The 20,686-nt window shown below is 69.6% G+C and carries 25 protein-coding genes; 12 read left to right on the top strand and 13 right to left on the bottom strand.

Annotated features, from left to right (window positions below):
- Nucleotides 1–174: 174 nt before the first annotated feature.
- Nucleotides 175–1,044 (bottom strand): hypothetical protein, encoded by an 870-nt coding sequence (locus ACIBVN_RS22775; protein WP_397139337.1) that lies wholly within the window; start codon nucleotides 1,042–1,044, stop codon nucleotides 175–177.
- Nucleotides 1,045–1,341: 297 nt separating this feature from the next.
- Nucleotides 1,342–2,283: a threonine/serine dehydratase gene (locus ACIBVN_RS22770; protein WP_397139413.1), complete on the bottom strand. Its 942-nt coding sequence runs from the start codon at nucleotides 2,281–2,283 to the stop codon at nucleotides 1,342–1,344.
- Nucleotides 2,284–2,328: 45 nt separating this feature from the next.
- Between ACIBVN_RS22770 and ACIBVN_RS22765 the strand changes: the two genes are divergently transcribed.
- A complete protein-coding gene (locus tag ACIBVN_RS22765; protein ID WP_397139411.1) occupies nucleotides 2,329–2,454 on the top strand; it encodes a hypothetical protein in 126 nt (41 codons plus the stop codon).
- Entirely contained in the window at nucleotides 2,454–3,131 is a 678-nt protein-coding gene (locus tag ACIBVN_RS22760; RefSeq protein ID WP_397139335.1) for a GntR family transcriptional regulator, read from the top strand. Before ACIBVN_RS22765 ends, ACIBVN_RS22760 begins: the two co-directional genes overlap by 1 nt.
- 116 nt (nucleotides 3,132–3,247) lie before the next feature.
- Here the strand turns inward: ACIBVN_RS22760 and ACIBVN_RS22755 are convergent, their stop codons facing one another.
- The 3 genes from ACIBVN_RS22755 to ACIBVN_RS22745 all read right to left on the bottom strand — a co-directional run bounded on the left by ACIBVN_RS22755 (nucleotide 3,248) and on the right by ACIBVN_RS22745 (nucleotide 5,458).
- Entirely contained in the window at nucleotides 3,248–4,585 is a 1,338-nt protein-coding gene (locus tag ACIBVN_RS22755; protein ID WP_397139333.1) for a hypothetical protein, read from the bottom strand.
- Nucleotides 4,586–4,673: 88 nt separating this feature from the next.
- Entirely contained in the window at nucleotides 4,674–5,045 is a 372-nt protein-coding gene (locus ACIBVN_RS22750; protein ID WP_397139331.1) for a hypothetical protein, read from the bottom strand.
- Between the two features lie 26 nt (nucleotides 5,046–5,071).
- Nucleotides 5,072–5,458: a hypothetical protein gene (locus ACIBVN_RS22745; RefSeq protein WP_397139329.1), complete on the bottom strand. Its 387-nt coding sequence runs from the start codon at nucleotides 5,456–5,458 to the stop codon at nucleotides 5,072–5,074.
- Nucleotides 5,459–5,541: 83 nt separating this feature from the next.
- On the opposite strand from ACIBVN_RS22745, the gene ACIBVN_RS22740 reads away from it, so the two are divergent.
- The 3 genes from ACIBVN_RS22740 to ACIBVN_RS22730 all read left to right on the top strand — a co-directional run bounded on the left by ACIBVN_RS22740 (nucleotide 5,542) and on the right by ACIBVN_RS22730 (nucleotide 8,184).
- Nucleotides 5,542–6,342 (top strand): alpha/beta fold hydrolase, encoded by an 801-nt coding sequence (locus ACIBVN_RS22740; RefSeq protein ID WP_397139327.1) that lies wholly within the window; start codon nucleotides 5,542–5,544, stop codon nucleotides 6,340–6,342.
- A 67-nt stretch (nucleotides 6,343–6,409) separates the two neighbouring features.
- Nucleotides 6,410–7,555, top strand: coding sequence for a histidine kinase (locus ACIBVN_RS22735; RefSeq protein WP_397139325.1), 1,146 nt, complete (start codon nucleotides 6,410–6,412; stop codon nucleotides 7,553–7,555).
- Complete coding sequence (locus ACIBVN_RS22730) at nucleotides 7,546–8,184, top strand: response regulator (protein ID WP_397139323.1); 639 nt, start codon at nucleotides 7,546–7,548, stop codon at nucleotides 8,182–8,184. The genes ACIBVN_RS22735 and ACIBVN_RS22730 overlap by 10 nt, the downstream gene beginning before the upstream one ends.
- Here the strand turns inward: ACIBVN_RS22730 and ACIBVN_RS22725 are convergent.
- Nucleotides 8,177–8,608, bottom strand: a complete 432-nt coding sequence (locus ACIBVN_RS22725) for a VOC family protein (protein ID WP_397139321.1) — start codon at nucleotides 8,606–8,608, stop codon at nucleotides 8,177–8,179. The two genes, ACIBVN_RS22730 and ACIBVN_RS22725, sit on opposite strands and share 8 nt — an antisense overlap.
- A 30-nt stretch (nucleotides 8,609–8,638) precedes the next feature.
- Here ACIBVN_RS22725 and ACIBVN_RS22720 point away from each other — a divergent pair, with 30 nt between their 5' ends.
- A complete protein-coding gene (locus ACIBVN_RS22720; protein ID WP_397139319.1) occupies nucleotides 8,639–9,433 on the top strand; it encodes an MBL fold metallo-hydrolase in 795 nt (264 codons plus the stop codon).
- Between the two features lie 6 nt (nucleotides 9,434–9,439).
- On the opposite strand, the gene ACIBVN_RS22715 is transcribed toward ACIBVN_RS22720, so the two are convergent.
- Complete coding sequence (locus ACIBVN_RS22715; RefSeq protein ID WP_397139317.1) at nucleotides 9,440–10,759, bottom strand: ATP-binding protein; 1,320 nt, start codon at nucleotides 10,757–10,759, stop codon at nucleotides 9,440–9,442.
- Entirely contained in the window at nucleotides 10,756–11,427 is a 672-nt protein-coding gene (locus ACIBVN_RS22710) for a response regulator transcription factor (RefSeq protein ID WP_397139315.1), read from the bottom strand. The genes ACIBVN_RS22715 and ACIBVN_RS22710 overlap by 4 nt, the downstream gene beginning before the upstream one ends.
- A 124-nt stretch (nucleotides 11,428–11,551) precedes the next feature.
- Here ACIBVN_RS22710 and ACIBVN_RS22705 point away from each other — a divergent pair, with 124 nt between their 5' ends.
- Nucleotides 11,552–12,049: a hypothetical protein gene (locus ACIBVN_RS22705; RefSeq protein WP_397139313.1), complete on the top strand. Its 498-nt coding sequence runs from the start codon at nucleotides 11,552–11,554 to the stop codon at nucleotides 12,047–12,049.
- Nucleotides 12,050–12,051: 2 nt separating this feature from the next.
- Here the strand turns inward: ACIBVN_RS22705 and ACIBVN_RS22700 are convergent, their stop codons facing one another.
- Together ACIBVN_RS22700 and ACIBVN_RS22695 are read right to left on the bottom strand one after the other, a co-directional pair.
- Nucleotides 12,052–13,128 carry a hypothetical protein gene (locus tag ACIBVN_RS22700; RefSeq protein WP_397139311.1) on the bottom strand — a complete coding sequence of 359 codons (1,077 nt, stop codon included), beginning with the start codon at nucleotides 13,126–13,128 and terminating at the stop codon, nucleotides 12,052–12,054.
- A 107-nt stretch (nucleotides 13,129–13,235) separates the two neighbouring features.
- Nucleotides 13,236–13,736: a YtxH domain-containing protein gene (locus tag ACIBVN_RS22695; RefSeq protein ID WP_397139309.1), complete on the bottom strand. Its 501-nt coding sequence runs from the start codon at nucleotides 13,734–13,736 to the stop codon at nucleotides 13,236–13,238.
- A 158-nt stretch (nucleotides 13,737–13,894) separates the two neighbouring features.
- Between ACIBVN_RS22695 and ACIBVN_RS22690 the strand changes: the two genes are divergently transcribed.
- Together ACIBVN_RS22690 and ACIBVN_RS22685 are read left to right on the top strand one after the other, a co-directional pair.
- The gene (locus ACIBVN_RS22690; protein WP_397139307.1) at nucleotides 13,895–14,431 is read left to right on the top strand and encodes a peptidylprolyl isomerase; all 537 of its coding nucleotides are present in this window, start codon (nucleotides 13,895–13,897) and stop codon (nucleotides 14,429–14,431) included.
- A gap of 173 nt (nucleotides 14,432–14,604) precedes the next feature.
- On the top strand, nucleotides 14,605–15,474 hold the full coding sequence (locus ACIBVN_RS22685; RefSeq protein WP_397139305.1) for a rhomboid family intramembrane serine protease: 870 nt from the start codon (nucleotides 14,605–14,607) through the stop codon (nucleotides 15,472–15,474).
- Nucleotides 15,475–15,508: 34 nt separating this feature from the next.
- On the opposite strand, the gene ACIBVN_RS22680 is transcribed toward ACIBVN_RS22685, so the two are convergent.
- Entirely contained in the window at nucleotides 15,509–15,754 is a 246-nt protein-coding gene (locus tag ACIBVN_RS22680) for a cell division protein CrgA (protein ID WP_397139303.1), read from the bottom strand.
- Nucleotides 15,755–15,895: 141 nt separating this feature from the next.
- Here ACIBVN_RS22680 and ACIBVN_RS22675 point away from each other — a divergent pair, with 141 nt between their 5' ends.
- Genes ACIBVN_RS22675 through ACIBVN_RS22665 form a run of 3 tightly spaced genes read left to right on the top strand, consistent with a single transcriptional unit; the run spans nucleotide 15,896 to nucleotide 17,251 of the window.
- Complete coding sequence (locus tag ACIBVN_RS22675) at nucleotides 15,896–16,522, top strand: class E sortase (RefSeq protein ID WP_397139301.1); 627 nt, start codon at nucleotides 15,896–15,898, stop codon at nucleotides 16,520–16,522.
- A gap of 1 nt (nucleotide 16,523) precedes the next feature.
- Nucleotides 16,524–16,682 (top strand): hypothetical protein, encoded by a 159-nt coding sequence (locus ACIBVN_RS22670; protein ID WP_397139299.1) that lies wholly within the window; start codon nucleotides 16,524–16,526, stop codon nucleotides 16,680–16,682.
- The gene (locus tag ACIBVN_RS22665; protein ID WP_397139297.1) at nucleotides 16,679–17,251 is read left to right on the top strand and encodes an anthranilate synthase component II; all 573 of its coding nucleotides are present in this window, start codon (nucleotides 16,679–16,681) and stop codon (nucleotides 17,249–17,251) included. Before ACIBVN_RS22670 ends, ACIBVN_RS22665 begins: the two co-directional genes overlap by 4 nt.
- A gap of 124 nt (nucleotides 17,252–17,375) precedes the next feature.
- Here the strand turns inward: ACIBVN_RS22665 and pknB are convergent, their stop codons facing one another.
- Complete coding sequence (gene pknB / locus ACIBVN_RS22660; RefSeq protein ID WP_397139295.1) at nucleotides 17,376–19,235, bottom strand: Stk1 family PASTA domain-containing Ser/Thr kinase; 1,860 nt, start codon at nucleotides 19,233–19,235, stop codon at nucleotides 17,376–17,378.
- Nucleotides 19,236–19,318: 83 nt separating this feature from the next.
- Nucleotides 19,319–20,668 (bottom strand): serine/threonine-protein kinase, encoded by a 1,350-nt coding sequence (locus ACIBVN_RS22655; protein WP_397139293.1) that lies wholly within the window; start codon nucleotides 20,666–20,668, stop codon nucleotides 19,319–19,321.
- Between the last annotated feature and the right edge of the window lie 18 nt (nucleotides 20,669–20,686).

Raw genomic sequence — 20,686 nt, 5'->3', positions numbered from 1 at the left:
CGACCGGGAGGAGCCCTTCAGCGCGGTGGGCCGTCTCGTGCGCAAGGCGCCCACCGCGCCGAAGACCGTACGGCAGCTCACCTTCCGGCACGCGTCCCGAGCACTGTGAGGGAGGCCAGTGACTCGGCTCATCGCACCGCCCAGCGCGAGCCGTCCCGACGATCAGACGGCTCTTTAGCCCTTGCTCCAGATGGCCGCGATGAGGTCGCCGTTGGTGTCGAGGATCTCGGGCTTGTAGCCCAGCGCCTTCATCTCGGTGGCCTTGAGCGTGTACGTCACGCGGTTCAGCTTCAGGTATTCCTTCAGGCCCGTCGCGTTGGTCTTGCTCCACACCGTGGTGTAGAGGTTGCCGGGCTCGATGGACATGAGAACGGGCTGCAGGCCCTGCTTCGCCTTGGCCAGCAGCTCCTGGCCGCGCTGCTCCACGGTCTGGCCGGTGGTCACCTGCACGGTGCCCGCGACGCCCCCGACGACCCAGACGGCCGCGTAGAGCGGCTTCTCGGCCGTGCCGTACACGTCCAGCGAGGACAGGGTGTAGCCGGCGGCGGCGAGCTTGGTGTTGAGGCTGACGAAGGCGTCCTTGGTCAGGGTGAGCTTGGACTGGACCTTCTCGGTGGTCTTCTCGAAGACCGCGGCGAAGACGGCGCCCGAGCCCGTACCGGTGCCCGAGATGAGGGTCGGCACGTAGCCGAGCTTCAGCTGGTCAGTGATGCGCTGCTGCAGGCTGGTCGCCGAAAGGCCCTGCAGGACGTTCACCTTGCGGGTGGTGTCCTTGACCCAAACGGACGTGTACTGCGGGTTGGCCGCGTTGGTCACGCTCAACACCTCGGGCACGTAGCCCGTGTTCAGCAACTCCTTGACCTTCGACAGCCAATCGGTGGCGCCGAGGGCTGGAAGGGAGAGCCAGTCCAGTGGGCTGTTCTGGACTGTCGTTGTGGTCGTCGTGGTGCGCTGTTCGGCGATCGCTGGGGACGCGAGAGCCAACATTGGAGCGGCGGCCGCCGCCACAGCGGTGGTGAGGGCGACGATCCTCGGGGTCCGCATGATCCTCCTCAGGTAAAGGTTGTCCCAATCCCGGACGAGGAGTGACCATAACAAAGGATGAGGGAGAGTTCACCAGCAGTCACCATAATTACCACAAATCACGTCAGAAAGCTGGAGGCCCAGGAGTAAACTCCAGCACCAACCTGAGGCATCATCACGTTCGGCCCGGACCTCGCAGGCCTCATGGTCTCAGGCGGGGTCTGGATGCCTGGGATTCCTTGTGCTTGGTGCCGCCCACCTGCGGATACTCAACCGGCAGGCACCATCGACAGGATGCGGGGAATTGGCGTATTTCAACTACGAAGTAAGCTCGGCCCGCAGGTCGTCAGAGAGGTTTCCGCCCGTGATGATCGTGGCCAGGGGCGCGTCGGCGAACTCGTGCTGGAGCGCCGCCGCGACGCCCACCACGCCCGAGGGCTCGACGAGCAGCCCCAGCGTGTCGCGTACGACGAACAGCGCCTCGCGGATGGCCTCCTCCGACACCAGGACGACATCGTCCACGTACTCCCGCATCCAGTCGACGGCTACCGGGACCGGCACCCGGACGGCGATGCCGTCGGCCGCGGTCGCCGCCTGCGGGGACGACACCGGCCTGCCCTCGCGCCAGCTGTGCGCCATCGCCGGGGCTCCGGCGGCGCACACCCCCACGATCTTGGTACGGGGTGAGCGTTCCTTCATCCAGCAGCCGATGCCGCTGATCAGCGCCCCGTTGCCGACGGGGACGAGCAGCGTGCCGACCTCCATGGAGGCCAGCTCCACGGCGATCGTGCCGGCGCCCTCGGCGATGCGCGGATCGTGGCCGTCCTCCACGAACAGGCACTCGCGATGCCGGTCGGCGTACGCGCGCGCCGCGGCCTTGGCCTCGTCGAAATCGGCCCCGACCAGCTCGACCCGCGCCCCCAGCTCGCGCATCGCGGCCACCTTCGCCGGGTTGGCGGCGGTCGCCGCGAACACCCGCACCTCCAGCCCCCGCGCCCTGGCCGCATAGGCGATGGCCTGCCCGAAGTTGCCCGCCGACGCGCACACCACCTGCCGGTCGAGAGGCACGCCCCGCATGAAGTGGTCGGCGCCGCGGCCCTTGAACGAGCCGATCGGGTTGAGCGTCTCCACCTTGATCACCGTGTCGCGGCCCAGCCGCCGGGAGAGCCCGGTGTGCACGTACTGAGGGGTGTGGAGGAACGCGGGGTCGATGAGATCGCTGGCTCGCTCGATGCGCTCGAGCGACAGGCTGAGGTTCATCACGCCGTCTATCGTATACGATAGGCGCTCGAAAGCACGGCGAAGCTGTTGCAGCACGAGATCGACCGCCTCGATGGGATTCTTGCCGTGGACCGCATGACCAGCCTGGATACGCTATGCATGCGCTCGGAGTTCGAGCGCCGACACCGCGACGAAAGTCCCTTTCGCTGATGAGCACTCCCGACCTCGCGCCGCAGGCGATCCAGCGCAACGAGCCACTGCGCGAAGCGGTGTACGCCCGGATCGTCGACTCCATCCTGTCCGGGCACTATGCGCCGGGCGCGTCGATCACGGAGGCCGCGCTGAGCCGCGCCCTCCAGGTGTCGCGCACCCCGATCCGGGAGGCCCTGCTCAGGCTGGAATCCGAGGGGGTGCTGTCGTCGGCGCTGGCCAGGGGCTTCACCGTCAGGTCGCTGGACCGCCGGGAGGTCACCGAGCTCTACCCGATCCTGGGCGCGCTCGAAGGGCTCGCCATCCGCACCGCGCACGCGCCGAACGCCGCGACGATGGACACCCTCCACCGCGCGCTCGACGAGCTTGAGGGCTGCGACGACGCGGTGCGGCGCTGGCGGCTCGACACCGTCTGGCACGGGGCGCTCGTGGCCGCGTCGGGAAACCAGCACCTCGTGTCGCTCACCACCCAGCTCCGCGTCAACCTCTCCCGCTACGAGCTGGCCTACATGCGCGAGACCCGCTCCCGCGCAGTGGCCGACCAGCAGCACCGCGAGACGCTCGCCGCCGTCGTCGCCCGCGACTTCCCCAGGGCGGCGAACGTGGTCGAGGAGCACTGGCGCCAGGGCATGGAGCTCGTCCTGACCTGGCTCGACCAGAAGGCGGCCAAGGCGTAGGCGACCGCCGCAGAACGGCCCACTGGCGCGTGCCGTGGCGCCCTTCAAGAGCAGGTGCCTATCGTATACGACGCATCCGCACACGCCGGTCACCTCGGCGCTGAACGACTTCGCTGTCAGCCCACGTTGAGTGGCGCTCGCGTGGCCTCGGCCGGCTCCCGGGGGGACGGCGAGCGGGTGCCGACGGTCAGCCCCACGGCCAGGCAGATCAACGGGATCGCCGGGATCACGTACCGCACGTCATAGGCGGCCAGGAACGGCGGTGAGACGACCAGCGCGAGCGCCGCCACCCCAGGCAGCAGCGCGTCCCAGCGGCGCCGCACCAGCGCGGCCGTCAGCGCACCGGCCAGGGCCAGCATGAGCAGCGGGAACGGCACATAACCGAAGCGCTGGTACGCGCGCAGCCACCCCGCGAACGGCTCGACCACCTGTGTGGCGGCCGGTCCGGCCTCGTACGACTCGGCGACGCCGCGCACGGACTCGCCCAGCGGCCGCTCGGCGGTGGGGAGCTTGTACGGCGTCTTCTCGTCCACGGCCGTACGCTCCCAGCGCAGCAGCTGCGCGAGGTCGGTCGCGACCGCCGCGAGATACTCGCCCGGCTGCGCGAGGATGGCCTGCCTGGCGAACTCCCCGGCGAGCTGGTTGCGATTGCCCGTCCCCGGCACCTTGAGCAGCGGCGAGAAGCTTTCCCACAACCAGTGCGGCGGGTACGGTCGCTGCTCCACCGGCATGTCCGGGCAGAGCACGGCCAGCCGCTCCGGCGGCTTGATCACCGCGCAGTCGGCGAAGCTCATGGTCCTGGACCACAGGAAGTTCCCGTCCGCCTCGGTCAGCGCGAACTTCCCCTTCTCGGCCTTCATCCAGGTGGCGTACGCGCCCAGGGGGATCGCACCCGCCACCAGCAGCGCCACGAGCGGGCGCCAGCCGTACCGTCTGATCAGCAGGTACGCGGCCGTCAGGATCAGCAGCGGCAGGCCGACCGTCCTGGTGATGCCGGCCAGGCCGAGCAGCACGCCGCCGACGGCGGCCGTGGCGGGCGTGACGCGCCGGACGATGAGCAGGATCGCGGCCGTGACCAGCACGATGAAGATCGCGTCCGCCATGATCATGTGCTCGAGCAGGATGAGGAACTCGTCGTACAGCAGCGGGGTGACCAGCAGGGCGGCGCCCCAGCCCGGCAGACCGCGCCGCCTCAGCAGTGCGTACACCGCCACCGCGAGCCCCAGCATCAGCAGGTGCTGCAGGACGGTCACCAGCGTGAGGCTGTGCGCCGGGCGGAGCAGCGCGAGGAGCAGCGAGTATCCGGAGGGTCTGGTGGTGCCGGGGCTCACGTCCTCGCGCAGGAACGCGAACGAGTCGCCGTAGAAGAGGATCGACGGCGGGAACCCGAGCACGGCGAGCAGTCGCAGCCCGACCGCGGGCAGCATGGCGATGACCAGGGCGCGATGAGCCAAGGTGGATCTGCTTCCTCGTGTGTCCGGGCCCCCACAATAGTGGGTGTTCCGGACATGGACCGGCCTGCCCGGCCGAGACCTCCGCGGGTCAGTTCTGCTCGGGCAGCGGGTCGACGAGGATCCCCGGATCCAGGTTGCGCAGGACGCGCGGACGATCGGTCAGTATCGGCCACCGGGTGGCCCGCGCGCATAAAATCACGTGGCCCGCGGTGATGTCGGCCGACCCGTCGAGGATCTCGGCGATGTCGGGCACCTTTCCCGCGGTGAGTTCGTCGACCTGCACGGCCGTGCTGCTGATCAGATCGAAAAGCTCGACCTTCGTGGCGAGCGGGACGATCGAATAGACGAGCGTCAGTGCGGTCGCCGGAATGCACAACCCGCCGCCCCGGTATAGACACAGTGCCGCGATGCTGCGGGAATGGTTCGTCTTGGCGACCGCTATGTCGACGAGCGCCCCCACATCGAGAACTCGCCCAGGAAGCATGGTCAATCCTCTTGATTCCGATGCAGGCCGAGCCCGAGCATCACTTCATCCGAAATCCGGTCCACCTGCAACGCGTCTGCCGCCCGGTCCAGATCCTCGCACTGCAGGTTCCAGCGCTGGATCAGGATGGTCGCGTGCGTCATGTTGCTGACTTCGCGCTCCACCGCGGCGCGAATCACGTCGGAAATCATACGGCCATCAGAGCGGGCTTTTTGATGAACCGCATCAAGTGTCGCCTTGTCTAAATTTACGATGATTGATGCTGTTTCCTCCGATCGGTCCCCCTGGGAAAGCCGGGGAGCCGACATGGGCCACGACGGCGGGGTAGGGGTGTCGGGGGCTTTGTCGTTGTCCGTCGAATTCCGCCGTGATGGAATGGGCATCGCCATACGCACGACGGTAGTCCTATAACGCCGCCGCCGATAGTCACCCAGCGAGATCGGATGGTCATAAGGGCCTCCGGAGGAGCCATATGCACTGCGTCACGTCGAAAGACGGCACATCCATCGCGTACGAACGCCTCGGCGACGGCCCGGCGATCATTCTGGTCGCCGGCGCCTCGGTCGACCGTTCCGGCAACGCGCAGCTCGCGCAGGAGCTGTCGGGCAAGTTCACCGTCTACAACTACGACCGGCGCGGACGGGGCGACAGCGGCGACACCCTCCCGTACGCGGTCGAACGCGAGATCGAGGACATCGCCGCGCTCATCGCCGAGGCGGGCGGGGCCGCGCACCTGTTCGGGGCCTCGTCGGGCGGCGCGCTCGCGCTCGAAGCCGCGGCCGCCGGGCTGCCGATCGCGAAGCTGGCCGTGTACGAGGTGCCGTACAACGTGGCCCCCGACGGGCGGGAGCGCTGGCGCGAATACGTCGAGCGGCTGCACGCGCTGCTGGCCGAGGGCCGCAGGGGTGACGCGTTCGCGCTGTTCATGGTGACGGCGGGCGCCACGGAGGAGATGGTGGAGCAGGCCCGCAACTCGCCCGCGTGGCCGGGGCTCGAGGCCGTCGCGCCGACGCTCGCGTACGACGCCGCCTGCATGGGCGACGGCCGGCCGCCCGCCGACCGCCTGGCCGGGATCGCCTGCCCGACGCTGGTGGCCACCGGCGGGGCGAGCGCGGAGTCGTTCGTGGGCGGGGGAGGCGACTTCTTCGACCGGGCGGCGGACGCGGTCGCCGCGTTCGTCCCCGGTGCCGTACGCGAGATCGTCGAGGGCCAGACGCACATGGTCGACCCGAAGGCGCTGGCCCCGGTGCTCACGCGCTTCCTCGGCCGATGAGCGCCCCTCGCACGAGGTAGACCCAGCACTACTGCTCGGCCCGCGCACCAGCCGATACCGTCGGAAGGTGCTCAACCGGACCGCGCTGGAGGCGCTCACGCAGCGGCCGCTGCCGTTCCTGGGCTCGGCCTGGCCGTGGCGCTCCGCGGCGTACCTGCTGGCCAGCGCCGTCCCGGGCGCGGCCGTCGGGGTCGGGGCGTTCGCCACGGTCTCGCTCGGCTGGGTCGCGGCACCGGTCGTGCTGGCGCTGAGCCTCCCGCTCGTCGCCTGGTTCGAGCGGCGCAGGCTGCGGCTCGTGGACGGCGTTCCGCTGCCGGAGGTGCCGGACAGGCGCAGCAGGGAGGCGGGGCTGGCCGTCTTCACGGTGCTCGCGCTGTGGTGGATCGACCTGATCATGCTGGCGTTCACCGTCGGCGGACCGGTGCTTCTGATCCTCTCGCCGGTCGTGCAGCCGTCCGGCGACGAGGTGGTCGCCGTCGTGGCCTCAGCGGGTGGCGTTCTGCTGCTGCCCGTCGCCGCTTACACGATCACCGCCTGGGGCGGCGCCAGAGGGACGATGGTGCGGGCGATGCTCGCGCCCCAGGCCTTTGAGCTGAGCGAGGTGCTGCGGTCGCGGGCGAGGCTGGTGGACGCGTTCGAGCTGGAACGCCGCAGGATCGAGCGCGACCTGCACGACGGCGCGCAGCAGCGGCTGGTCGCCCTGTCGATGACGCTCGGCCTGGCCAGGCTCGACCTGCCGGACGACTCGCCCGCGGGCCGGCTGATCGAGCGCGCCCACGACGAGGCCAAGCAGGCGCTGGCCGAGCTGCGCGAGCTGATCAGGGGCGTGCATTCACAGGTGCTCACCGACCGCGGGCTGGGCGCGGCGATCCGCGACGTGGCAGGGCGCTCGCCCGTGCCCGTCGACGTGGCCGTCGAGCTCGACGGCCGGTTGCCCGCGCCCGTGGAGGTCACCGCGTACTACGTGGTCAGCGAGGCGCTCGCCAACCTGGCCAAGCACAGCCAGGCCACGGGGGGCGCCGTCGCGGCGCGGGTTGAGCGCGGCACGCTGGTCGTCGAGGTGCGCGACGACGGCGTGGGCGGCGCCGACCCGGCCAAGGGGACGGGGCTGACCGGGCTCGCCGACCGGCTGGCCGTGGTGGGCGGGAGGCTGTCCCTGTCCAGCCCGGTCGGCGGGCCGACCCTGATACGAGTGGAGATCCCGTGCGGGTAGTGATCGCGGAGGACGCCGTACTGCTGCGGGAGGGCCTGGTCGGCCTGCTCGAACGCTTCGGCCACACCGTCGCCGCCTCGGTCGGCGACGCGCCCGCGCTGGTCGCCGCCGTCGCCGAGCACCGTCCCGACGCCGTGGTGACCGACGTGCGGATGCCGCCCGGCTTCTCCGACGAGGGCCTCCGTGCCGCGCTGGAGCTGCGCGGACGCCACCCGGACCTGGCCGTGCTGGTGCTCAGCCAGTACGTCGAGCAGACGTACGCGGCCGAGCTGCTGGAGTCGGGCGCCGGCGCCGGCATCGGCTACCTGCTGAAAGACCGCATAGGCGACGTACGCGAGTTCGTGGACGCGCTCGACCGGGTGGCCGCCGGCGGCACGGTCGTGGACCCGGAGGTGGTCCGCCAGCTCCTGAGCCGGCGGCGCGACCCGCTGGCCAGGCTCACCCCGCGCGAGCAGCAGGTGCTCGGCCTGATCGCCGAGGGGCGGACGAACGCGTCGATCGCCAAGGAGCTGTTCGTCACCGAGGCGGCCGTGGCCAAGCACATCGCGAGCATCTTCACCAAGCTCGACCTGCCGCCCGAGGCCGACGGGCACAGGAGGGTGCTGGCGGTGCTGGCCTACCTCAGGTGATGCAGAGCTCGTTGCCCTCAGGGTCGGCGATGGTCACCCACCAGTGGGGCCCTTGCCGGCCGCGGTGCAGCACGGTCGCGCCCTTGGCGGTGAGCTGCTCGACCACGGAATCGATGTTGCCGGCCCCGACGCGGACGTCGAGGTGCACGCGGTTCTTGACCGTCTTGGGCTCGGGCACGAACTGGAACAGCACCCGCGGCGCGCGCTCCAGACCGGCGGGATGCCTGATGGCCGTGCCCGACTTCCACACCAGCGCGCCGTTGTGCCGGGTCGTGTCGTCCTCGGTGGCGTAGCCCTTCTCGATCATCTCGCGGATGAACGCCTCTTCCTGGACCTCCACCGTCCAGCCGAGCGCGTCGGCCCACCAGTCGGCCAGCCGGTGCGGGTCGCCCGAGTCGATGACGACTTGGAAGTCATATGCCATGCCACGATCCTAAAAGTAGGGTTCGTAGGCATGAACGAGCAGTGGCTTGAGGTCGGCGACCGGGTCTATGTCCGGCGCCACGAGTCGTTCGACATGAACGTGGGTCTGGTCGTGGGCGACGGGCACTGCCTGGTGCTCGACACGCGTAGCTCGCACAGGGAGGCGGCGGACCTGATCGAGGCGGTCAGGAGGATCACCGGCAGCCCGTGGACGGTCGTCAACAGCCACTCCCATTTCGACCACTACTTCGGCAACGCCCTCTTCGGCCCGGCCGAGATCTGGGGCCACGTCAGGTGCGCCGAGGAGATCGAGCAGGACGGCGAGCAGCAGCGCGCCGCGATGATCAAGGGGCAGCCCGAGCGGCGTGAGGAGTACGAGGAGGTCACGATCGTCCCGCCGGACCACACGTTCACGGCCGCGGCCAGCCTCGACATCGGCGGTCGCATCGTGCACCTACGGCATTTCGGGCTCGGGCACAGCAGTAACGACGTCGTCGTGCACGTCCCCGACGCGGGTGTGGTGTTCGCCGGTGACCTGGTGGAGGAGGGGGCGCCGCCGGCGTTCAGCGACTCCTACCCGCTCGACTGGCCGGCCACCACGGCGGCGATGCTGGCCGAGCTGCCCGAGCAGGTGATCGTGCCTGGGCACGGCGCGGTGGTGGACCGGGCGTACGCGCAGGCGCAGCACGACGAGCTGGCCCTCGTGGCAGAGCTGGCCAGGCGGGCCCACGTGGAGGGCCTGCGTGACCTGATCAAGCTCTTCCCCTATCCGGAGGACGTGACCAGGCAGGCGATCGACAGGGCCTTCCTACAGCTCGACGCCTGAGCTTTCCTAGCCGGTTTTCAGGGGAAATTTCGCGACGAATCCGGAATCTGCGTACACCAGCGTGCCCTCGTGGAGCAGGGCGATGTCCCGCGCGATCGGCAGCCCGAGCCCGGCGCCGCCCGCGTCCCTGGCCCGCGCCTCGTCGAGCCTGGTGAACCGGGCGAACACCGCCTCACGCTGCTCCGGCGGGATTCCGGGTCCGTCGTCCTGCACCTCCAGCACCGCCTGGCCCTGCTCGGCGCGCACGCGTACCCGTACGGTCGAGGCGGCGTGCCGTACCGCGTTGTCGGCCAGGTTCGTCACCAGGCGGTCGAGGTGCGCGCGCGAGCCCTTCATCACCACGTCCGGCTCGATGTCCAGCTCCACCCGCACGTCGGGGCGGCGCCCGGCACGCAGGGACTCCTCGGCGGCCACCTGGCCCAGGTCCAGTTCGGCCGTGCGCAGCGGCTCGCCGGCGTCCAGCTTGGCCAGGATGAGCAGGTCGGCGGCGAGGGACTGCAGGCGTTCGACGTCGGCCAGCGCCTCCCTGGTGAGCTCGCTGGGCTCGGCCAGCTCCAGGCGGGCGCGCAGGGTGGCGATGGGGCTGCGCAGCTCGTGCGCCGCGTCCGCGACGAACCGCTTGTGCGTATCGACCGCCGTCTCCAGGCGGTCGAGAGTGCCGTTCACGGTCGTGGCCAGCGCGGCGATCTCGTCCTTCGAGCCGGGCACGGGCACGCGCTGGTGCAGGTCACGGGCGGTGATGTCGGCCACCTTGGCCCTGATGGCGGCCACCGGGGCGAGCGCGCGGCCCACCGAGATCCACGTCATCCCGGCCACCACGAGCAGCACGGCGGGCACGCCGGGCAGCAGCGCGCCGTTCAGCGTCCGCAGCGCCTCCTCGGCGCCGTCCAGAGAGACCCGCGACCAGACCGTGGCGGGGCCGCCCGCGGTGCTCACCTTGAGGCCGGCGACGGCGTACTTCTGCGGCTGTGCCCACTCCGCGGCCGAGGCCGCCTTGCCGTCGGTCAGCAGCACGTCGGGGTCGGCGAACCTGGCCGTCGTGCCGTCGCGCAGCTGGATCACGCCTTCCTTGCCCGCGACCAGGATCGGTCCTGGCTCTCCCGCGGCAGGGGGCGCCTTCTCGGCGCGCTCGATCTTCAGGCTCTCGGCGTACGGGACCGCGGCCACGGCCTTTCTGGTCGCCTCGGCGTCGGCGTTGCGCTGCAGCGTGCTGCGCAGTACGGCCACCAGCGCCAGAGCCGCCAGGCCCAGGGCGAGGGCCACCACGAGGGTGGCGGCGACGGTCGCCTTCAAGCGCACTGAAGAGAGCAGCGCCACCAGCTTCACGCGGCCTCCAACCGGTAGCCGGCCCCACGGACCGTCATGAGTGTCGTCCTCCCGAAGGGCACGTCGATCTTGCGCCGCAGGGCGCTGATGTAGACCTCGACGATGTTCGGGTCGCCGTCGTAGGAGAAGTCCCAGGCCTGGGCCAGCAACTCGCTCTTGGAGACCACCTCGCCGGCCCGCCGCGCGAGCGCGTGCAGCACCGCGAACTCCTTCGGCGTCAACGCGACCTCCACCTCGCCCCTGCGGCACTTCAGCGCGGCGGGATCGACGACCAGGTCGCCCACGGTGATCGAGACGGGCCGCTCCCGCCCGCCCCGCCGCACCAGCGCCCGTAACCTGGCCAGCAGCACCACGTACGAGAACGGCTTGGCCAGGTAGTCGTCGGCCCCGTTGTCGAGTGCCTCGGCCTCGTCGTAGATGCCGTCCTTGGCCGTGAGCATCATGATCGGCGTCCAGTCGCCCGCCTCGCGCAGCCTGGAGCAGAGCGCGTACCCGTTCATCCTGGGCAGCATCACGTCCAGGACGATCACGTCGTACGTGTTCTCGGTGGCCATCCACAGCCCGTCGCGCCCGTCGTGGGCCACGTCCACCGCGAAGCCCTCACCTGCCAGACCGCCTTTCACCAGGTCGGCCAGCCGCTCCTCGTCCTCCACCAGTAGCACTCGCACACCGATCAGGGTGCCTCAGGTCACCTAAAGCCAACCTGAAGATCATTTAGGGCTTCTTCAGGGTCGTTTAAGGTACGCCGCGCCAGTCTCGAGGCGTTCGACCGAATCCCAGTGAGGAGAATCCATGTTCAAGCGACGTCTCGCGGTGCTCGGCGCGGTCGCCGTACTCGCCATCACCGGTCTGGCCGGCTCCGCCATGGCCGACGAGACGCCGGCCACCGCAGGCGGCAAGGTGACCTGCAAGACGGCCGACGGCAAGACCGTCACCCTGTCCGAGATCGGCGGCAAGGTCGCCACGCGCGACGGCAAGGTGAAGGTGATCAAGCCCGACGAAAAGCTGAAGATCGACCGCCTTCCCGACGGCGAGGCCCTTCCGCCGGGCGCGGTGAAGGCCGAGCGGCTCCCGGACGGCGAGCTCCCTGAGGGCGTGCAGATCGAGCGGCTCCCGGACGGCGAGGTGCGGGTCGAGGCGCTCCCGGACGGCAAGCTCCCCGAGGGCGTGCAGGCCGTCCCCGCGCGCCCGGCGGAGCCCGGGGATGAGGGGCCCGTGCGCGTGCAGCCGCCGGCCGGCGCGCCCAAGGACGCCATGAAGGTGAAGATCATCTGCGAGCAGGCCGACTGAGGTCACTCCGCGAAGGACGGGTGCGGCCCCAGCGCCCAGTACTCGTAGAGGCCGTGGCCGACGAGCCCGTCGTACTCGAAGCGCCCGACGGCGTCCACCATGCCCCACATCCTGGCGGCGTCGTCGGGCAGCCGGTACGTCACGCCCTGCACGACGGGCCCCTCGCCCTGGTACATCCCGTGCTTCCAGTCCGGCTCGAGCCCGTAGCCGGTGCCGACCATGAGGTGCACCGGCAGGAGCGGCGTGCAGCGCACGTCGAACGGCTTGCCGCCCGGCGGGGAGAAGGTGATCGTGGCCTCGACGACGTCGCGCGTGCCGGGGGCGTAGACCGGGCGGTACTCGGGCCTGCCGAGGTACTCCTCCTCGCGCCCGTCCGACCAGACGCGTACGGCCTCCTCCAGCACCCGCCGGCCGCGCTCGTCCTCCTGGATGATGCAGAGGATGGCGTGGTCGTCGAACCGCATGGGTGCGTAGAGCCAGTAGAACGTGCCGGGGTTCTTGGCCTGGATGCCGGGCGGCTCGGGCTCGCCGACCGGCCTGATGCCCCAGGACCGGTCTCTGGTGCCCTGCCAGCGGTCGGGCGTGACCGGTATGTCCTCCCCGCCTATCCTGATATTTCCGGACCAGAGCCCGGTCTGCGCCAGGCGTACCGAGTCGAACATGACCCGCTCCTGCCAGCGCAGGAAGTGCCGCGGCTCAAGGGTCGCCGGGATCGTGCCCTCCCAGAGGAGGTCGAAGGCCAGACCGTGCTCGTTCGGCTCCAGGACCACCCTGAGCCGCTTGAGCCCTTCGAGCACCTCGACGCGGAACGGGCCTATCTCGGTGTTCATCCGGTCGGGACCCAGCTCGCGGGAGGCTCGCACGACGCGGTGCAGGTCTCTGTGCCGTACGCAGGCGAAGGCGTCGGTGACGCCCAGGTTGGGGTACTGGCCGAGCCCGACGATCAACATGAGCTCGTCGGTGCCCGGGTGGCAGTTGAAGTAGTAGCGGTCGTAGAAGTTGCGGTCGGACGTGGCGACGTGCCGCATGACCTGGGCGGTCTGGTGAATGGGGTAGTCGTCCAGCGGAGACAGGGCCATGCCCGGTTTGTAGCAAGCGCTTGGTGGAGCGTCAACGGGCCGGGAACGGAGAAGCGCGCCCCCGGACATCCAGCCGAGGGCGCGCTCTCCTTACCGGCGGCACCAAATCAGGACATCTTGCGCGATGTCTCATCCGCCTTGTTTGACACATTGGTCGCCATCCGGTCAGCAGACTCGGCGGCCCTGTCGGCCTTCTCGCTGACCCAGCGCGACGCATCTGAGGCGGATTCCTTCATGTGCTCGGTCCACTGCTGCGCATTGCGGCGGTAGAACATGTAACCCATCGCACCCACCGCGACACCGGTCAGCAGCACGAGCATCGGCCATCGCCGCGACCGCGTGGGCGTGGGGTCGATCTTCCTGGCCGCCCTGGTCAGCATCGAGCTGACCTTGGGGGCGACCTGATCCTCGAACCCGTGCGCCGCGGACTCCAGCCGCGGCGCCGCCCAGTAGCGGGCGTCCTCGAAGCGCTGGGCGGCGGCCATCTTGGCCTGGTCCGCCATGGGCGCCATTCGGCGGCCGCTTCGCACGGCCTGGGCCTTCATGCGGCCCATCCACGTGGCGGGTACCTCTATGACCACGCGGCGTCTTTTCAGTGTCAGGGACACGACAACCTCCCCTGTCGTTGGGGCCCCGAGCCTGACCTTCCCTGGACGAGGCGGCTCAATCCTGGCGAGCCGTGGGAGGATGGCTCTTGTGGCCGAACGGCCAACGTTCTGAAAACATCACGAAACCAACCCTGTGTATAGAGGGGGGCAGCTGTCTCGTGGCTGAGAAGCTGATCGCTAACCTGCAGACCAATCGCGGCAATATCAAGGTCGAGCTCTTTCCCACCAAGGCGCCGAAGACGGTGCGCAACTTCGTCGAGCTGGCAGAAGGCACGCGCGAATGGACGCACCCGGGCACCGGCCAGAAGAGCACCGACCGTTACTACGACGGCACGATCTTCCACCGGGTCATCTCCGGCTTCATGATCCAGGGCGGTGACCCGCTCGGTCAGGGCATCGGCGGCCCGGGCTACGAGTTCGACGACGAGATCCACCCTGAGCTGTACTTCAACCGCCCTTACCTGCTGGCCATGGCCAACGCGGGCATCCGGTTCGGCAAGGGGACCAACGGGTCGCAGTTCTTCATCACCGTCGTGCCCACGCCGCATCTGAACGGCAAGCACACGATCTTCGGCGAGGTGATCGAGGGCCAGGACGTCGTGGACGCCATCGCCAAGACCAGCACCGGCCGCAACGACCGCCCGGTGGAGGACGTCGTCCTGGAGTCGGTCACCATCGACCGCGTCCAGTCCTGACCGGACGCGCGGACCTCGGCTCGGGGCCTGGACCGGCCCCTGCCCAGGTCGCGGCAGGCACCTGACGGCCCTGTGCACCCACAGGGCCACCAGGGGCACAGCGCGGGGCCGCTCGGCGGCACCTGTACGCGGGCGACACGCGAGCACGGAGCATACGCCATAGGCTTTCAGCCATGACCAGCCAGCCGCCCAGCCCGCCACAGCAGCCCGAGCAGCCCGCTGAGGCGGTGCCCACGTGCTACCGGCACCCGGACAAGGAGACCTGGGTGCGCTGCCAGCGCTGCGAGCGCCCCATCTGCCCCGACTGCATGCGCGACGCCTCCGTGGGCTTCCAGTGCCCCGAGTGCGTGGCCGAGGGCAACAGGGGCATCCGCCAGGCCAAGTCCACCTTCGGCGGCAACGTCGTACGCACGCCGATCGTGACGTACGCCCTCCTGGCCATCACCGTCCTGGTCTTCGGCGCCCAATATCTCACCGGCGGCCAGGTCACGGCGTGGCTGGCCATGTGGCCAGGGCGGGTGGCCGTGCTCGACGAGTACTACCGGATGCTCTCCGTCGTGTTCGTCCACGACGGGATCTTCCACATCCTGTTCAACTGCTGGGCCCTCTACGTCGTCGGCCCCTATCTCGAGCGCGCCTTCGGCCACGTCCGCTATCTGGCGCTCTACCTCATCAGCGCGCTCGGCGGCTCGACGCTCAGCCTCTGGGTCGACCCGCTCAACCAGACCACGGTCGGCGCGTCCGGAGCCATCTTCGGCCTGTTCGGCGCCGTGTTCGTGGTCGGGCGCAAGCTCAATGTGGACGTACGCGGCATCGCCGCCCTCATCGCGATCAACCTCGTGATCACCTTCCTGGTGTCCGGCATCAGCTGGACAGGCCACATCGGCGGCCTGATCACGGGGTCGGCGCTGGCGGGGGCACTGGCCTACGCCCCCAAGGGCAACAGGACCCTCTGGCAGGTGCTGGCGATCGCGGGATCGCTGGCGGTGCTGGCCGTGCTCGTGGTGACGAAGGCATCGACCATCATCGCCAGCGTGAGCTGACTTCCCCAGCCTGTGGAAAAGACTGTGGAAAGAACTAACGCCAGCGGGTGGAAAGCACTACACCGAAGACGATGAAAACAAACCCGATCAGCAGGTTCCAGTTCTGGAGGTCGCTGAAGAAGGGCGTCCGCGGCGCGACGTAGTAGACGGCGATCCACAGGATGCCGATGATCCACGCCGCAACCATGGTGGGCGCCAGCCAGCGCGGGCTGACCTTTACCTGCTGCGACCTCTGCGGCGGGGTGTAGACCGCCTTCTTGCGAGCCTTGGACTTGGGCACTGATAACTCCTGCTGAGGGCCTGGGCATCCGGATCGTCCGCAGGCTCTACGTTAAGCGTAGTTGAAGGTCCCAAGGATAGCCGCCACGCGCAGGATATGGCGATCCCGGGCTGTCGCATCTTGCCGGGATAAAGTCAGCGAATGCGGACCATGCTCCGGGCCTTGGGGGAGACGAGCATCACCGCGGGCCTGATCCTTATGTTGTTCTGCGCGTACCTGCTCTGGGGTACCGGCGTGTACACCGAGCAAGAGCAGGAGCGCCTCCAGCGCGAACTGACAGTGACAGAAGAAAGCAAACCGGATACGAAGCAGCCGCGGACGGTCGTGCCGGGCTCGGCCGTCGCCGTGCTGCGCATTCCCAAGCTGGGGCCTGGCTACAAGTACGCCGTGGTCGAAGGCGTGGGCACCGAGGACCTCAAGAAGGGGCCGGGGCACTATCCCGGCAGCGCGATGCCCGGCCAGGTCGGCAATTTCGCGCTGGCCGGTCACCGCACCACGTACTCGGCCCCGTTCAACAAGATCGACAATCTCGACCGCAACGACGAGATCATCGTGGAGGCCCGCGAGGCCCGCTACACGTACTGGGTGACGGCGCACGACGTCGTCCTGCCCACCGCGATCGACGAGTTCGCACCCGTGCCCGGCAAGCCGGACGCGCGTCCCGTCCGGGCCTTCATCACGCTGTCCACCTGCCATCCCGAATACTCGGCCGCCCAGCGCTACATCGTGCGCGGGGTGCTCAAGTCGATCGAGCCGAGGGAGGAGTGACATGTACGTCTGGCTCTGGCGCAAGCTGCCCGGCCCTGCGACGGTCAAGGCGCTGACGGCCGCCGTGCTGGTCGCTGCCATGGTGGCCGTACTGTGGTATGTCGTGTTCCCGCTACTCGAGCCCTTGGTGGCGCTTGACGAGGTGACCGTAAGCAGATGAGCCGCGTGCTGGTCGTGGACAACCACGACAGCTTCGTCCACACCATCGTGCAGTACCTGCGCGAGTTGGGCGCCGACTGCGACGTGCGCCCGCGTGACGACGTACGCGTGAGCGACGCCGACGGCTTCGACGGCGTGCTCATCAGCCCCGGTCCCGGCACGCCAGAGGCGGCCGGCGTGAGCGTGCCCCTGGTCCACCACGCCGCCGCGAGCCGCCGGCCGCTGCTCGGCGTCTGCCTCGGCCACCAGGCCATCGCCGTCGCGTACGGCGCCACCGTGTCCCGGGCGCCCGAGCTCGTCCACGGCATGACCAGCGCCGTCGCCCACGATGGCAAGGGCGTGTTCGAGACGCTGCCCTCGCCCGTGCGGATGACCCGCTACCACTCCCTCGCCGTGCTGCCCGAGACCGTCCCCCAGGTGCTCGACGTGACCGCCCGCACCGAGGACGGCGTCATCATGGGCCTGCGCCACCGTGAGGCGCCCATCGAGGGCATCCAGTTCCACCCCGAGTCCGTGCTGTCGGAGCACGGCCACCGGCTGCTCCAGAATTGGCTGCGCGCAATCGTGTAACGAACGTCTTGGGCCGAGCGACTACCAAGTGAGCGTCCCCGCCGTTGCCCCCGAGCGGCGGGGGCGTTTTGCGTCGGCGACAAAAGGGCCACCCCGGAAGGGGCGGCCCTTTTTGCTGCCTCGGTCAGCCTCCGAGACCGTCGTCGATCGGGCTGTCCTCCGTCGGGGTGTCCTCGGTCGGGACGTCCGTCTGGTCGTCCGTGGGAATATCCGTCGGCTGGTCGTCGGTGGGCGGCTGCTGCGTGTTCAGGTCGGGGCCGATGGAGACCACGATCGTGATCGTCGTGCCCGGCGGCAGCTTGGTGCCCTCACCCGGGTTCTGCTGGATGACCGTGCCCTCGGTCTGATCGCTCGGCTGCTCCGAGACCCTGACCTTGAAGCCGGCGGCCCTGAGCTGGGCCGTCGCGTCCTCGGCAGTGAGCTCGATCACACGGGGCACCTCGCTGAGATCCTTGGGCACGAAGAGGGTGACCGTGCCGCCCTTCTCGAGCTCCTCGCCGGCCTTGGGCTCGGTGTCGATGACCGTGCCCTGCTTCTTCGTGGAGTTCTTGGTCTTGACCGTGCCGAGCAGCCCGGCCTTGTCCAGCATGTCCATGGCCTCTGCCTGCGTCACGCCGATGAGGCCATCGGGCACCTTGACCTTCGCCGGGCCCTTCGACACGACGAGCTTGACGGCGGAGCCCTTGTCGACCTTGGTGCCCTCGGGCGGATCCGTCTTGATCACGCTGCCCTTGTCGACGTCGTCGCTGTTTTCCTGCACGACCTCGACCTTGAACCCGAGCGTGGTGAGCTGCTGCTCCGCGAACTTCCGCTCCTGGCTGGCCAGCGACGGGATCGCGATCTGCGTGTCGGACGGCGTGCCCTTGGAGCTGAACACCACGTAGCCGACCGTGATGAAGGCGCCGATGATCAGCAGCGGGATGACGATCCACAACGCGGTCTTGAGTGCGTTGTTGCCGCCTCCGCCGCTCGCCCGGCGCCGCCCGCCGCGCCCGCCGCCGCCGTCGTCATCGCCGTACTCGTACGGGGGGACCGCGGTGGTGCGCTGAGTGGCCGGGCCCTGCCCCGTCTGGGTCGCCGACATCATGCGCGTGCCCTGGGCGTTGTGGTTGGCGGTCATCGCCATCGTCTGGGCGTCGGTCGGCATCCCGGACATCGCCCGCTGGATGTCGGCCCGCATCTCGCCCGCGCTCTGGTAGCGGTGGGCCGGGTCCTTGGCCATGGCCTTGAGCACGATCGCGTCGGCCCACTGCGGGATCTCGCGGTCGATCTGCGACGGCGGGATCGGCTCCTCGCGCACGTGCTGGTAGGCGATCGCCACGGGGGAGTCGCCGGTGAACGGCGGCTGCCCGGTCAGCAGCTCGTAGAGCACGCAGCCGGTGGAGTAGATGTCGCTGCGCGCGTCGACCCGCTCGCCTCGCGCCTGCTCCGGCGACAGGTACTGGGCAGTGCCGATCACCTGCGCCGTCTGCGTCATCGTGGCCGCGGAGTCGGCCATCGCGCGCGCGATGCCGAAGTCCATCACCTTGACGTCGCCCGCCCGCGTGATCATCACGTTGGCCGGCTTGATGTCGCGGTGCACGATGCCGCCACGGTGGCTGTAGTCGAGCGCCCGCAGGATCCCGTCGACCAGCTCGACCGCGCGCTCCGGCAGCAGTCGCCGGTCCTGGCGCAGCAGGTCGCGCAGAGTCCGGCCGTCGACGTACTCCATCACGATGTACGGCACGGGCGTGCCGTCCGTGACGTCTTCGCCGGTGTCGTAGACCGCGACCACGGCCGGGTGGTTGAGCGACGCCGCAGACTGTGCCTCGCGGCGGAACCGGGCCTGGAAGGTGTGGTCTCGCGCCAGGTCGGACCGGAGGGTCTTGATCGCGACTATGCGGTCCAGCCGGATGTCTCGGGCACGATACACCTCGGCCATGCCGCCGCGCCCGACGACACCGTCGAGCTCGTAGCGACCTCCGAGTAGCCGAGGCTGAGTCATTTCCTGCACTGTCCCTTACCGTTCATCTTGGGTACCGGCCTGCTCGGGGGGCCGCCGGTGTCCATCATCGACCCCATAGCGCATCACGTCTCCTCCTTGGTCGGGTTTGTAGCACCCGGTTCCGGCGAGGCGGTGGGTGTCGGCGTCTTCTTGGTGGTGGTGGGCGTCGGGGTCGGTGTGGGCGTAGGGGTTCGGGTGGTCGGGGTCGGTTTCGGTGTCGGCTTCTTGGTGGGAGTTGCTGACTTGCTTACCGTAGCTGACCGCGAGGGTATAGGCCTCGGTGACTTCACCGGAACCACAGGAGGCCGTCTGGTGCGTTTCTTCTTCGGCGTGGGCGACGGCTGCTCCGACGTCTGCGTGGCCGACCTGGTCGGGTCGGCCACGTCCGGCGGCGGCTCCGCGGGCGGGGTGCTGGCGAACGTGATGGCGGTCAACCCCACCGCGGCCGCGCAGCCCGCCGCGGCGACCAGGGCGAACGCCCTCTTGTGACGCCTTCCCCCGGCCGTCTCCTGCAGCGTGGTGGCCGGGTCGAGGTGGTCGGTCTCCTGCTGGTCCTCCGGCATCGGCTCGCGTACGCGGAAGCCGCCCGGGTCGGTGAGCATGCTGAGATCGGCGCCCGGCGCGGCGCTGGCCAGCGACTCGCGCACCACGTAGGCCCGGTCGGCCACCTCCAGCGCCGAGGCAGGACGCCGTGCGGGGTCCTTGGCCAGCAGCGCCATGACCAGCTCGCGCACCGGCGTGGGAACGTCCACGCCGAGCGGCGGCGGCAGCTCGTTGAGGTGCAGCAGCGCGATCGCCACCTGGCTGTCGGCCTGGAACGGTGCACGCCCGGCCAGGCACTCGTAGGCCACCACGCCCAGCGAGTAGAGGTCGGTCGCGGGCGTGAGCGTGAACCCCTGGGCCTGCTCGGGGCTGACGTACTGGGCCGTGCCCAGCACGGTGCCCGTCTGCGTGACCGGCGCGGCCTCCAGGGCCCTGGCGATGCCGAAGTCCGTGACCTTGATGGCCCCTTCGGAGGTGACCAGCAGGTTGCCCGGCTTGATGTCGCGGTGGATGATCCCGGCGGAGTGCGCGACGTGCAGCGCCTTGGCCGTCTGGTGCACCACGTCGAGCGTCACCTCTGGGCCGATGGCGCCGTTGCGGGCCAGGATGGCCGACAGCGGCTCCCCGTGCACCAGCTCCATCACGAGGTAGGCCAGGTCGCTCTGCTCGCCGTAGTCGAAGATCTGCGCCACGCCCGGGTCGGCCAGGGCCGCGGTCAGCCGCGCCTCGTTCCTGAACCGCTCACGGAAGGTGGGGTCCGCGTAGATGTGGCTACGCAGGATCTTCACCGCCACCTCGCGCCCGAGCAGCTCGTCACGGGCACGCCAAACCTCTCCCATACCGCCTGCGGCGATGCGGGAGAGCAGGAGGTAGCGGTTACGGAGCCGCATGGCCCGGCAGGTTACCGT

The organism is Nonomuraea sp. NPDC049400, assembly GCF_044466425.1.
Taxonomy (GTDB): Bacteria; Actinomycetota; Actinomycetes; order Streptosporangiales; family Streptosporangiaceae; genus Nonomuraea.
Note: the sequence above shows the minus strand (reverse complement) of the source record. Positions and strands in the feature narration are given on the sequence as shown.